Annotated in this window: 11 protein-coding genes, 2 pseudogenes and 1 riboswitch; of the genes and pseudogenes, 5 read left to right on the top strand and 8 right to left on the bottom strand. The window is 65.0% G+C overall.

Annotated features, from left to right (window positions below):
- Nucleotides 1–57: 57 nt before the first annotated feature.
- Nucleotides 58–708 carry an alpha/beta fold hydrolase gene (locus tag QMA10_RS15845; protein ID WP_290169894.1) on the bottom strand — a complete coding sequence of 217 codons (651 nt, stop codon included), beginning with the start codon at nucleotides 706–708 and terminating at the stop codon, nucleotides 58–60.
- A gap of 212 nt (nucleotides 709–920) precedes the next feature.
- Here QMA10_RS15845 and QMA10_RS15840 point away from each other — a divergent pair, with 212 nt between their 5' ends.
- Nucleotides 921–1697 carry an SGNH/GDSL hydrolase family protein gene (locus QMA10_RS15840; protein ID WP_290169903.1) on the top strand — a complete coding sequence of 259 codons (777 nt, stop codon included), beginning with the start codon at nucleotides 921–923 and terminating at the stop codon, nucleotides 1695–1697.
- Here QMA10_RS15840 and QMA10_RS15835 read toward each other — a convergent pair.
- Genes QMA10_RS15835 through QMA10_RS15825 form a run of 3 tightly spaced genes read right to left on the bottom strand, consistent with a single transcriptional unit; the run spans nucleotide 1694 to nucleotide 4679 of the window.
- Nucleotides 1694–2134, bottom strand: coding sequence for an SRPBCC domain-containing protein (locus QMA10_RS15835; protein ID WP_290169892.1), 441 nt, complete (start codon nucleotides 2132–2134; stop codon nucleotides 1694–1696). The genes QMA10_RS15840 and QMA10_RS15835 overlap by 4 nt on opposite strands.
- A gap of 56 nt (nucleotides 2135–2190) precedes the next feature.
- Nucleotides 2191–3303: a homoserine O-acetyltransferase gene (locus QMA10_RS15830; RefSeq protein WP_290169890.1), complete on the bottom strand. Its 1113-nt coding sequence runs from the start codon at nucleotides 3301–3303 to the stop codon at nucleotides 2191–2193.
- 59 nt (nucleotides 3304–3362) lie between these two features.
- A complete protein-coding gene (locus QMA10_RS15825) occupies nucleotides 3363–4679 on the bottom strand; it encodes a bifunctional o-acetylhomoserine/o-acetylserine sulfhydrylase (protein ID WP_290169889.1) in 1317 nt (438 codons plus the stop codon).
- Nucleotides 4680–4748: 69 nt separating this feature from the next.
- Nucleotides 4749–4864: riboswitch (SAM riboswitch) on the bottom strand.
- Nucleotides 4865–5043: 179 nt separating this feature from the next.
- Here QMA10_RS15825 and QMA10_RS15820 point away from each other — a divergent pair.
- From QMA10_RS15820 to QMA10_RS17715, 3 genes and pseudogenes are all read left to right on the top strand, one after another.
- The gene (locus QMA10_RS15820; protein ID WP_290169888.1) at nucleotides 5044–5694 is read left to right on the top strand and encodes a VOC family protein; all 651 of its coding nucleotides are present in this window, start codon (nucleotides 5044–5046) and stop codon (nucleotides 5692–5694) included.
- Nucleotides 5695–5872: 178 nt separating this feature from the next.
- Complete coding sequence (locus QMA10_RS15815) at nucleotides 5873–6850, top strand: hypothetical protein (RefSeq protein WP_290169886.1); 978 nt, start codon at nucleotides 5873–5875, stop codon at nucleotides 6848–6850.
- Nucleotides 6851–7175: 325 nt separating this feature from the next.
- Nucleotides 7176–7244 (top strand): annotated as a pseudogene (locus QMA10_RS17715) (hypothetical protein); the annotation flags it as partial.
- A 560-nt stretch (nucleotides 7245–7804) separates the two neighbouring features.
- Here QMA10_RS17715 and QMA10_RS17710 read toward each other — a convergent pair.
- From QMA10_RS17710 to QMA10_RS15800, 3 genes and pseudogenes are all read right to left on the bottom strand, one after another.
- Nucleotides 7805–8512 (bottom strand): annotated as a pseudogene (locus QMA10_RS17710) (sugar-binding domain-containing protein); the annotation flags it as partial.
- Nucleotides 8513–8719: 207 nt separating this feature from the next.
- Nucleotides 8720–8893, bottom strand: a complete 174-nt coding sequence (locus QMA10_RS15805) for a hypothetical protein (RefSeq protein ID WP_290169883.1) — start codon at nucleotides 8891–8893, stop codon at nucleotides 8720–8722.
- A gap of 65 nt (nucleotides 8894–8958) precedes the next feature.
- Nucleotides 8959–9321 carry a primase-like DNA-binding domain-containing protein gene (locus QMA10_RS15800; RefSeq protein ID WP_290169880.1) on the bottom strand — a complete coding sequence of 121 codons (363 nt, stop codon included), beginning with the start codon at nucleotides 9319–9321 and terminating at the stop codon, nucleotides 8959–8961.
- Between the two features lie 168 nt (nucleotides 9322–9489).
- Between QMA10_RS15800 and QMA10_RS15795 the strand changes: the two genes are divergently transcribed.
- Entirely contained in the window at nucleotides 9490–10215 is a 726-nt protein-coding gene (locus QMA10_RS15795) for a TetR/AcrR family transcriptional regulator C-terminal domain-containing protein (protein WP_290169900.1), read from the top strand.
- A gap of 58 nt (nucleotides 10216–10273) precedes the next feature.
- Here the strand turns inward: QMA10_RS15795 and QMA10_RS15790 are convergent, their stop codons facing one another.
- Nucleotides 10274–11062 carry a type II CAAX endopeptidase family protein gene (locus QMA10_RS15790; protein WP_290169878.1) on the bottom strand — a complete coding sequence of 263 codons (789 nt, stop codon included), beginning with the start codon at nucleotides 11060–11062 and terminating at the stop codon, nucleotides 10274–10276.
- Between the last annotated feature and the right edge of the window lie 2 nt (nucleotides 11063–11064).

Genomic DNA, 11064 nt, shown 5'->3' with positions numbered 1-11064 from the left:
TGGCTCAACGAGCACACGGCGCTGACTAAAATCCTCTACTCGAACATGGGACACGGATCAGCCCTTGAGTACCAGATGGGTGAGGAACTCCTTCACATGCCCCAGTTCCTGCATGTTGATGCCGTGTCCCATGTTCGAGTAGAGGATTTTAGTCAGCGCCGTGTGCTCGTTGAGCCAGGCATGGGTGTATTCGATGCGAGGGGCGTCAATGACCGGATCATTCTGGTCCCGGCCCCAGAAGAACGGCACGCCGCCGGCGGTCAGCTCGTCGTCGTGGAAGAAGGGATTCCCCTCAGCGGGAACCACAAAGCCGGAGAGCCCGACGACGGCGGCGAAATCCGTGGGCCGGTGGCGCAGCAGCGTGCTGGCTACGGCCATGCCCATCGAGAAGCCCAGCAGGGAAACACTGCTGTGCACGTCCTTGACGCTGTCCAGCCAGCCGGCGACATCGTCGACCGCGTCCACCACGCGCTCCACGGAGAAATCGGAATCATTCATCAGCGGGAACCAGGTGTAACCGGGGCCGAGGGCATGAGGGGCGCGGACGGAGGCGATGGTGAATTCTGAGGGCAGGTGGTCCGCCAGGCCCATCAGGTCTTCCTCGTTGGCGAGGTAACCGTGGAAGAGGACCAGCAGCGGGGTACCGGCCCGCTCGGCTTCCGGCTTGGACCAAAGGACAGTGGGATTCCAGGGAGCAGTTTTAGACATGATATTTATCATGGCACGGCCGGTTCGCGAACCTACGGTCGCGTAGCCCGGCCCTCCTTGGCAGGATGGGTGTGGTGACTTCACCTTCCATCCCCGAAACACCGTCCACACCGGCAGCCGCTCCCCCATCCACGGCGGCAGCCGCACCGCCGTCCCCCGCCGCGGCACCCGCTGCGGGCCAGGAGGCTGAGGCCCATCCCTGGACCCGCTACGTGGCCATCGGTGACTCTTTTACCGAGGGAATCGGCGACCCCAACCCCCAGAGCCCCGGCGGACACCGCGGCTGGGCGGACCGGGTGGCCGAGGAACTGGCACGCACCCGCGACGGCTTCGCCTACGCCAATCTGGCCATTCGGGGACGGCTGCTGGACAAAATCATTGAGCAACAGCTGGAACCGGCCATGGACCTGCAGCCGGACCTGATCTCCATCTGCGCCGGCGGCAATGACGTCATCCGTCCCGGCGGGGACCCCGATAAGCTGGCAGAGAAGATGGATGCCGCGGTGGGACGGCTCACCTCCGGCGGCGCCACCGTGGTGCTTTTCACCGGGCCGGACCTCGGCTCCACGCCGGTGATCGGCAGTGTCCGCGGCCGGGTGGCCATTTACAACGAGAACCTCCGGACCGTGGCCGCCCGGCATGACGCCGTGATCGCTGACATGTGGGCGTTGCGCCAGCTGAGCAACCGGGAGATGTGGGCACCGGACCGGCTGCATTTCTCACCGCTGGGACATCACACCATTGCGGCCATGGTGCTGGAAACCCTCGCCGTTCCGCATTCGCTGCAGCCCCTGGAGCCCAAGCCGGTGCAGGTCAAAAACTGGCGGACCGCCCGCACCGAAGACCTGACCTGGGCCCGTGAGTACTTCATGCCGTGGGTGGTCCGGCGGGTGCGCCACCGGTCTTCCGGCGACGGCATCTCCGCTAAACGTCCCGCAGCCGCGCCCATGTTCGGCGGCCCCGGCATGCCCCCGGGTTCGGCTGACTAACCGGGCGTTGCGCTTTCCGCCAGTGAGATCAGGTTCGCCAGATGGCCCGCCCATTCCTCGGTGTGCGTGCGGGCCACGTCGGCGCCCTCCGTCAGGCCGCCTAAACCGCTTTCGGTGACGACGACGTCGGTGTAATCAGTTTCCGCGTCCGGTCCCGGGGAGGACGCCAGCTGAATGCTCACCACCGTGTGCGCATTCCACTCGGGCATGGTCCACCGGAAGGACAGCAGCCGGTCCCGCGCCACCGCCAGCACGGTGCCCGAGGCCCGCTGCTCGCCCCCGCCGTTGTCATCGTTTGTCCGTTCCGTCAACGGCGAACCGGGGCTGGCGGTGAACTCCAGTTCCGGCCACCACGCAGCCCTGTTGTCCACGAGCGTATGCCAGAGCCGGGCCGGGGAGCACTGTGCCTGCGCAGCCACGCGAATCGAATCACCCATGCGTTGTTTCTGCCATGTTCAGGCAGTCTTCGCAAGGGTAGGGCTCCGCCGCCCGGCTAGGGCTCCCCGAAGAACCGTTCCCGCAGCGGGACGCCGATCTGTTCAACGTCCGTGAGGAACCCGTCGTGGCCGATCGGGGCACTGATCATGTGCACATTGGTTTTCCGGGGCAGGGCAGCGGCCAACTCGAAGGAATGCTGCGGAAGGTAAAGCCGGTCCGAATCCACCGCGGCGATGAAGAATTCGGCCTCGACGTTAGCCAGCGCCCGGCGGACGGTTCCGCGGCCGCGGGCCACATTGTGGCTCATCAACGCCTCGGTCAGCAGCAGGTAGCTGTTGGCGTCGAACCGGCCGGCAAGCTTCCGGGCCTGATGGTCCAGATAGCTCTCCACCGCATAACGCCCGCGTGCTGCCGGAAGCGCGGATCCCAGCGGATCCTCCTGCAGTTGCGCCCCGTTGCCAAAGCGGTACTCCAGCTCTGCTTCGGAGCGGTAAGTAATGTGCGCAATCCGGCGGGCCAGGCCCAGACCCGCCACGGGGGCCCTGCCGTTGTAATAGTCGCCGCCGTTGAAGTCCGGATCCAGGCGGATGGCTTCCAGCTGCGCCTGGCCAAAGGCAATCTGCTCCGCGGAACTGACAGCGGTACAGGCAATAACAGCGCAGCGCTGCACCCGGCCGGGCTCGGTAGCGGCCCATTCCAGGGCACGGGCACCGCCCAGCGACCCGCCGAGCACAGTGTGCCAGGCCCGGATTCCCAGCAGATTAGCCAGCCGGGATTCCGCCCGCACCGAGTCTCGGATGGTGACAAACGGGAACCGGGATCCCCAGGGCCGGCCGTGCTCGTCCAGGGACGAGGGACCGGTGGACCCATAGCAGCCGCCGATCATGTTGACCGCCACCACAAAGAAGCGGTCCGTGTCCACCGTTTTGCCCGGGCCCACCAGTGCGTCCCACCAGCCGTCCTCGTCGCTGCTCCCCTTCGCCACATGCGTGCTGCCGGTGAGGGCATGGGCCACCAGCACGGCATTTGTGGCGTCCGCGTTCAGCGTCCCCCACGTTTCATAGGCAAGGGAAACGTCCGGCAGATGGCCGCCGGTTTCCAGGTCAAGGCTGCCGATGCGGGCATGGCGCAGCACCCCGTCCAGGTCAGGGGCGGAGTGCTGCGGCAAGGCGGTCCCGGCCGCTGTCCCGGCGAGGCCTGAGGCGAAAGGAGGTATCACGCTGACCGCTACGCTCCCTTGGCTGCCCGGAATCCGGCGTCAAGGTCCGCAAGAATGTCATCGATGTGCTCGATGCCCACGGAGAGCCGCACCAGGCCGGGGCTGACTCCTGCCGCCAGCTGGGCCTCGGCCCCCAGCTGGCTGTGCGTGGTCGACGCCGGATGGATTACCAGTGAACGTACGTCGCCCACGTTCGCCACATGGGAGTGCAGGTCCAGGGCATCCACGAAACGCTTGCCGGCGTCGACGCCGCCGCTGATCTCGAAGGACACAATGGCACCGGTTCCGCGCGGCCCGTATTTGCGGCCGCGTTCGAACCACGGGCTGGATTCCAGGCCCGCATAGGCCACGGAGACAACGTCGTCGTGCCCTTCCAGCCACTTGGCCACCGCGACGGCGTTGCTGACGTGGCGTTCCACGCGCAGGCTCAGGGTTTCCAGCCCCTGGGCAATCAGGAAGGCGTTGAACGGGGACACGGACGCACCCAGGTCGCGCAGCAGCTGGACCCGGGCCTTGAGGACGTAGGCGAGGTTGGCGCCCAGCACGCCGTCGGCACCGAGGTCGCGGGCGTACACCAGTCCGTTGTAGCTCTCGTCCGGGGTGTTGAAGCCGGGGAACTTCTCCGGATCAGCGCCGAAGTCGAAGTTGCCCGAATCCACGATCACGCCGGCGATGGAGGTGCCGTGCCCGCCCAGATACTTGGTGGCCGAGTGCACCACAATGTCCGCGCCCCACTCGATGGGGCGGATCAGGTAGGGGGTGGCCAGCGTGTTGTCCACGATCAGCGGCACGCCGGCCTCATGGGCCACCGCGCTGATGCCCTCGATGTCCAGCACGTCCTGCCGCGGATTGGAGACCACCTCACCGAAGAAGGCCTTCGTGTTGGGCTGCACTGCTGCACGCCACTGCTCCAGGTTGTCCGGGTCCTGGACAAACGTGGTCTCAATGCCGAACTTCTTCAGCGTGTGCTTGAACAGGTTATACGTGCCGCCGTAGAGGCTGGGGCTGGCAACAATATGGTCTCCGGCCTCGGCCACGTTGAGGATGGCGAGGGTCTCCGCCGCCTGGCCTGAGGCAAGCAGCAGCGCACCCAGCCCGCCTTCAAGGGACGCAATCCGGTTTTCAACGGCCTCCTGGGTGGGGTTGCCGATGCGGGTGTAGATCGGAGCCAGCTCCGCCAGGGCAAACCGGTTGGCCGCTGCTTCGGCGCTGGGGAAGACAAAGGAGGAGGTTTGATAGATGGGCAGGGCACGGGCGCCTGTGACGGCGTCTGGCTCCTGACCGGCATGGATCTGACGGGTTTCGAAGGACCAGTTTCCTGACATTGAATGCTCCCTTAACCTAAGGGCCGCACCGGGACTTCTGGCCGGAAAACATTACCGGCAGCCACGTGTGACCCGCGCTTGCCCTGCATCAGTTGAGGCAGGGCCAGGTCTTCACCCGGGGCACCCCACCGCGGTTGGAGGGTTGCCGGCCAGCAAGCCGGGGCTATCTGCTGGCACTCATGACCTATCCCCTATGAAAACGGATATGCCCGGTGCCTGCAAGGTCTGTGACGGTTCATTTCTCCGGATGTCGGTCGCTCCCGGGAACCGTGTGCCGCGGTCCGCGCCGGGTCAAAAGCCGGTTGTTCCGGGCTTAGGGCGCCCTTAGTCGAGAGGTGCGTCACAACGTGCCAAAATAGGCCGCATGCGCTTGGACCATGTTTCTTATGCCAGTGAATCCGACGGTCTTTTGGCCACAACTGAGAGGATCGCTGCCGCCCTGGGAGCGGACTTCGTCAAGGGCGGTGTACACCCGCGTTTTGGAACGCGCAACATGATTCTGCCCCTGGCCAACCACCAGTACGTCGAGGTGGTGGAGGCCCTGAACCACCCTGCTTCGGACAAGGCTCCCTTCGGCCAGGCCGTGCGCCAGCGCTCGGAGTGCGGCGGGGGCTGGATGGGCTGGTGCGTGGCGGTCGATGACCTCGCCCCTTTCGAAGAAAGGCTTGGACGCCTTTCCGTCCCGGGCAACCGGAAGTTCCCGGACGGCCAGGAACTGACCTGGCGGCAGATTGGCATTAACGGCCTGATCGCCGACCCGCAGGTGCCGTACATGCTGCGCTGGGATGACGGGACCGAAGAACTGCACCCCTCAGCAGCCCTGCCCGGAATGCCCGGTGCCGTGAACCTGGACTCGCTCACCATTGCAGGCTCTGCTGACCGCGTGGCGCAGTGGCTGGGCACCCCGGCCGAGGAACCGCTGGAGAACGTGGGCGTCACGTGGATTTCCCCGAAGGGAACGCCCGGCATCATGTCCGTCACATTCAACACAGCCAAGGGCCTCGTGGAGATCTAGTTCCGCTGCCGCTTCGGGCATCCGCACACCTTTTGGGAAATCACTGCCGGTCCGCACCGGCAGCAGAATCCCAAAACGGATGCCCCTGCCCAAAGCGGTCCCCTTTTCCATGGCTGAGTTTTCCACAGATCGTTGCCGGCCCATCGAAGGCAGGACGGTCGGGAGCCACAGTTGTCTCATGGATCCGGACTTTCTCTATGCAACCGACGCCGACCGCGATGGCACCGGCAGACGTTCGCTTGCCCGGAGATGTGAGTCGGGTGAACTGGTCCGGATCCGTGCCGGGGTTTACGTTCAAGCCGCCCAGTGGCAGAAGATGCCGCAGCGGGAACGGGACCGTGCCGGAATTACCGCGGCCGTGGATCAAGGACAGGCACCCCGCATCTTCATCCAGCAGTCGGCCGCCGTCATCTGGGGTATACCAGTCATCGGCAGAACCTCTGAAGTCCTGCTTACGGCACCGGGCACTTCTCACGGGAGGCGCCGCGGAAATATCCGCTGGACTCCTCGGACCTTGCTCGAACCAACTGCGTTACGGGACGGCCTCACCCTCACGTCACGTGCTCAAACGGTCCTCGATCTGGCCGCGCGGCTTCCCTTCGAGCGTGCCGTCCCTGCCATGGACCATGTACTGCGTCCCGATGCGGCACGCACCCTCCCCGCCCTGGAGAAGGACGCCCTGCTGGTTCTCAGCAGAAACCTCCCGGACGCGGGCAAGCGCACCAGGGCGGAACGAGTGATCTCCTTCGCGGACAGCCGTTCAGAATCCCCCGGAGAATCGTACTCCCGGGCCGTTTTGCATCTGCAGGTATTTCCGCCGCCGGAGCTCCAATATGAGTTCCGGTCTGCGGGCGGACAGTTCATCGGGAGAACCGACTTTTTCTGGAAGGACTACTCACTGGTCGGTGAGTTCGACGGAGCGGCGAAATACGGACCCGGGGCATCCAGCCGAAGCCCGGGCACCAACCGGCGGGCGGGCACAGCTGACCGGGAGACCCTCTTCCTCGAGAAGCGGCGGGAGGATGCGATCCGGGCCACCGGCGTCGGCTTGGTCCGCTGGTCCTGGTCCGACCTCCTCAAACCCCGGAATGATCCTGATTCACCGGCCAGCATGCTGCGCCGCGCAGGGCTGCCCGGAAAGAGGAACCGCCGCTGATGGTCAGGGCGCCCCGGCCGCACGGGCCAGCCGGACATTGGTCTCCCGCACCGTGTCGGCGTCGATCTTCACCACCCGCCGGTCATAGGTGAGCAGCCCGTTCACTTCGTCCTCCACATCGGTGAGCTGCGTGTACACGGTCGCAGCCAGCCCCTGGGCCACGGCAGGCTCGATCTGCCGGCGGTGCAGCTTGATCCATGCCCGCCGCAGGGCGTCCGGTGTCTTGAATTTGCGGTAGCCGAACTCCAACTCATTGAAGGTGTGACCCGGAACGCGCAGACTGTAGCCCCCGTACTCGGACAGGACGACGGCGCGGCCGTCCCGCAGCCAGCCCTTCCGGAGCACAAACGGAACAAAATACACGTGCACGCTCTTGAGGTCTCCCCCGCCCTGATCATGCCAGCCGCTGGCATGGTCGATGCTGCGGGTCGCGTCCAGGGACCGGACCAGATCGGTGACGGCGTTCGCGTCAAACTGGCCCCAGCCCTCGTTGAACGGAACCCAGACTGCCAGCGAGGTACTGTTACGCAACAGGTCGACGGTGCCGCGCAGCTCCGTCAGGAACTCTTCCCGCCCGCGGTCATCGGCACGCCCAAACGCAGCGTAGTCGCTGTCATCACGGTGCGGCAGTCCCACGGCAGGCGCCGTCACCACCGAATGCCGGTAGGAACGGCCGCCGCTGACCAGGTCCTGCCATATCAGCATGCCGAGCCGATCACAGTGGTAATACCACCGCAGCGGCTCTACCTTGATGTGCTTGCGCAGCATGGTGAAGCCCAGATCCTTCGCGGTCTGGATGTCATACACCAGAGCCGCATCCGACGGCGCCGTGTACAGCCCGTCCGGCCAGTACCCCTGGTCCAGCAAGCCGGCATGGAAGTACGGTTTTCCGTTGAGCAGGAGCCGGGTATGGCCGCGTTCATCCGGTCCCGTTCCAAAGGTCCGCAGTCCGGTGTAGCTGCGCACGCTGTCCACCGTCCGGCCGCCGGACAGCAGCTGCACGTCCAGGTCATACAGGAACGGATCCTCGGGTGTCCACAGATGCGGATCAGGCACCGGGATCCGCACGGCTTCCCCGGGAACGACGACGGCGTCCGCCACAGTGCGTCCGCCGGCGGACACGGTGATCGCCGCGGACAGGGCGTCGTCGTTCTCCCCGTCCAGCAGCACGGTCACCGAGACGGACTCCAGATCCGGCACGAGAACCAGCCGCGAGATGCTGGTCCGCGGCACAGACTCCAGCCAGACCGTTTGCCAGATGCCGGACTGCGCGGTGTACCAAATACCGCCGCGGTCCAGGGTCTGTTTGCCGCGGCTATGGTAGCCCGTGTCGCTGATGTCGCGCACCCGCACCATAATTTCCTGCTCGGCACCGGACACCAGCGCGTCCGTGACGTCCAGGGAGAAGGGGAGGTAGCCGCCGTCGTGCCCGCCCACCTGAATGCCGTTGACCGTGACCGTGCAGCTTTGGTCCACCGCGCCGAAGTGCAGCAGCACCCGTTCCCGGGCGAAACCTGCCGGCAGCCGGACCGTCCGCCGGTACCACAGGAACTGCTGCGGCTGGAGTTGGCGCCCGACGCCGGACAACGGTGCTTCGGGCGAGAACGGGACGAGAATCTGTCCGTCCCAGTCGCGGTCCGCCGGCGGCTGCTCCCGGCGCACCGAGGTGACGGCGTACTGCCAAAAGCCGTTGAGATTGAGGTAACTGTCCCGGACAAGCTGAGGGCGGGGATACTCCTGCAGAACGGATTCGGGATCCAGGTCCGCTCCCCACGGTGTCGTCAGTGTCACAGGCGGGTGTGCTCCTTGGCTCGGCGTTCCGCACAGGCATACCTGACGGTGTTGTCGAACCGCTGCGGCTGGTACCGGTCAGCGGGCGCGGCCTGAACGCTGCCTCGCCGCCATGATGTCCCGAGCGGTTGCGCGCAGTTCATCGGAACCGATGCCGTGATCCGCGCCCCAATACCGCTGAATGCCCAGGTCCAGCTGCCGGGCAACAAGTTCGACATCGATCAGCGTAGCTTCTTCAGTTGCGTCGTGCACAGCCAGCCTTAGTGCCTCAACGAGAGTGCTGCAGGGCCGTTCAACAGGCCCGGGTGCGGCCACCGTCACGCAGGAAGACTTCCCAGTGCGCTGTTGGGGCCTAGAGGCTTATCGGTCTCGAGAATGTACTGGACGGGAATTGTCCCTGTGGCCATGACGCCCTTGAGAACGTGTTCACTGCGCAGCAGTCCGGATTCCAGCCCTTCCTCACGGATCACGTGGGAGAAGATCTGGACGGACAGCGGATCGGTCCCGGCTTGTTCACACCAGATGATGTACATGCCGTACAGATCGGCAACAGGAAGGACTTCACTGTCATCGAGGTCTCGTATGGTCACTTCAGCCAGGAACTGCCGGACCTGGTCTTCGTTTACCTCAAGGGCCTCGCCGGTGGCGGCAGTCTGGGTTGTGCCTGTCTGGGCAGTCATGTGTTTCTCCTGATCAATCGGTGTAGTGGCCGCTTCTCGGCCATGCAAGCTTTGATCTCTCCGAAACCATGTTGACTGTTCTACGCTGTAGACTATAGGTGTATACCTACACGCCGACAACTTAATTGCCGCATGTCACTCTTCAAGATGATCAGGACGGACCACATCATGGCCGAAACGCCGGAACCCCAAGCCCCTGAGGGTTCACGAAGGGCCCGGCTGAGCAGGGAACTGGTCCTGAGCACGGCACTTGAACTGGTGGATACCCACGGGCTGGAAGCCCTGAGCATGCGTCGGCTGGCGCAGGAGCTTCGCTGCGATCCAATGAGTCTCTACCGCTACGCGGAGAACCGTGCAGCGCTGCTGGCCGGGATCGAAGAACTGGTCTTCAATGAACTGACGATTTGTCCGGATGAGTTGGACTGGCAGGCTCAGCTGCGGCGCATCGCGCAGGACGTCCGGGTGCTTGCCCTGCGGCACCCCAACACAGTCCAGCTGCTGGTCACCAGGCCCCTGTCCACGCCCCTGGGCCTGCGGCCCCGTGGCTCGCTGCGGCCGCTTGAACAGATCCTCGCGCTCCTCGCAACAGCCGGATTCTCCCCGAGGAATGCCCTGCAGATCCATCGCGCCTTTTACTCGTTCCTCTACGGACACATCCTGAACGATCTGCAGGAGCTCATCGCCCATCCCGAAGAAGAGGAAGCTATTCTGCGTCTTGGCCTGTACCGGCTGCCGCCGAAGGAATTTCCCCGGCTCCGTGCCGTTGCCCCGATTCTTGCGGACTACAACCCCGAAGCTGAACTGGATCAGGGATTGAGCATCCTGCTCTCCGGTCTTGCCGAGCAGCTGGACGGCGGGTCTGAGCTGGACGGCGGGTCTGAGCTGCACGGCTGAGCTGCGGGAGCAGCAGCGCGAGAGACGGCAGGACAGTCGCTGCCGTCAGGAGCTGCCGTCAGTTGCCGATGCCGATCGCAGGACCGAACAGGGCAAAACCTACAAACCCGATCATGTCCACCAGCGCGTGGGCGATGACCAAAGGCATGACCCGCCGGGTCCTGACATAGACGTAGCCGAAGATCAGGCCCATCAGGAAGTTTCCGATGCCCGGACCGATCCCCTGGTACAGGTGGTAGCTGGCCCGGATCAGGGCGCTGGTGAGAATGATGGCCGGGGTGCCCCAGCCCAGCTGCCGCAGCCGCAGGAACAGGTAGCCCACCACAATGACTTCCTCGAGCACCGCGTGCCGCATCGCGGAAAGGATCAGCACCGGCAGCGTCCACCAGTAGGTGTCCAGCGCCGCGGGCACAAGGGCGGTGGTGATGCCAAGCGCTCTGCCTCCGGCATACACGCCCAGGGTTCCAAGGCAGATGACCGCAGCCAGCAGGGCGCCCAGCAGGAAATCACGCAGGGGTTTTTCAAAGGTGAACCCGATCCGCCGGAACGCCGATTTCCCCGGTTCGGTCAGCAGATACAGGACCAGCGCCACGGGCAGCAGGGAGAAAAAGATGCCCAGCAGCTGATAGGTGAGGTCAAACCAGGGGTTCTCGTCCAGGACCGGGTTCAGGGTGGTGGTCTGCCCCGCCAGCGGCCCTTGGGCTGCCTTTTCCAACAGTTCGACGACGGCGTACACGCCGGAGCGCCCCAGGGACAGGCCCAGCACAATCAGGACCTCGAAGACCAGCATCTTCCGTGCCCGCGGGTCCAGCGACTCGGCGGGGACAGAGGGGTAGGCAGCACGCATGC

Source organism: Arthrobacter sp. APC 3897 (assembly GCF_030407495.1).
Lineage (GTDB): Bacteria > Actinomycetota > Actinomycetes > Actinomycetales > Micrococcaceae > Arthrobacter_B.
Note: the sequence above shows the minus strand (reverse complement) of the source record. Positions and strands in the feature narration are given on the sequence as shown.

Bases quoted from the DNA above. Each gene is read 5' to 3' on its own strand.
- QMA10_RS15815 (WP_290169886.1), top strand. From the start codon at position 5,873: ATGGATCCGGACTTTCTCTATGCAACCGACGCCGACCGCGATGGCACC.
- QMA10_RS15795 (WP_290169900.1), top strand. From the start codon at position 9,490: ATGGCCGAAACGCCGGAACCCCAAGCCCCTGAGGGTTCACGAAGGGCC.
- QMA10_RS15820 (WP_290169888.1), top strand. From the start codon at position 5,044: ATGCGCTTGGACCATGTTTCTTATGCCAGTGAATCCGACGGTCTTTTG.
- QMA10_RS15800 (WP_290169880.1), bottom strand. From the start codon at position 9,321: ATGACTGCCCAGACAGGCACAACCCAGACTGCCGCCACCGGCGAGGCC.
- QMA10_RS15790 (WP_290169878.1), bottom strand. From the start codon at position 11,062: ATGCGTGCTGCCTACCCCTCTGTCCCCGCCGAGTCGCTGGACCCGCGG.
- QMA10_RS15845 (WP_290169894.1), bottom strand. From the start codon at position 708: ATGTCTAAAACTGCTCCCTGGAATCCCACTGTCCTTTGGTCCAAGCCG.
- QMA10_RS15825 (WP_290169889.1), bottom strand. From the start codon at position 4,679: ATGTCAGGAAACTGGTCCTTCGAAACCCGTCAGATCCATGCCGGTCAG.
- QMA10_RS15835 (WP_290169892.1), bottom strand. From the start codon at position 2,134: ATGGGTGATTCGATTCGCGTGGCTGCGCAGGCACAGTGCTCCCCGGCC.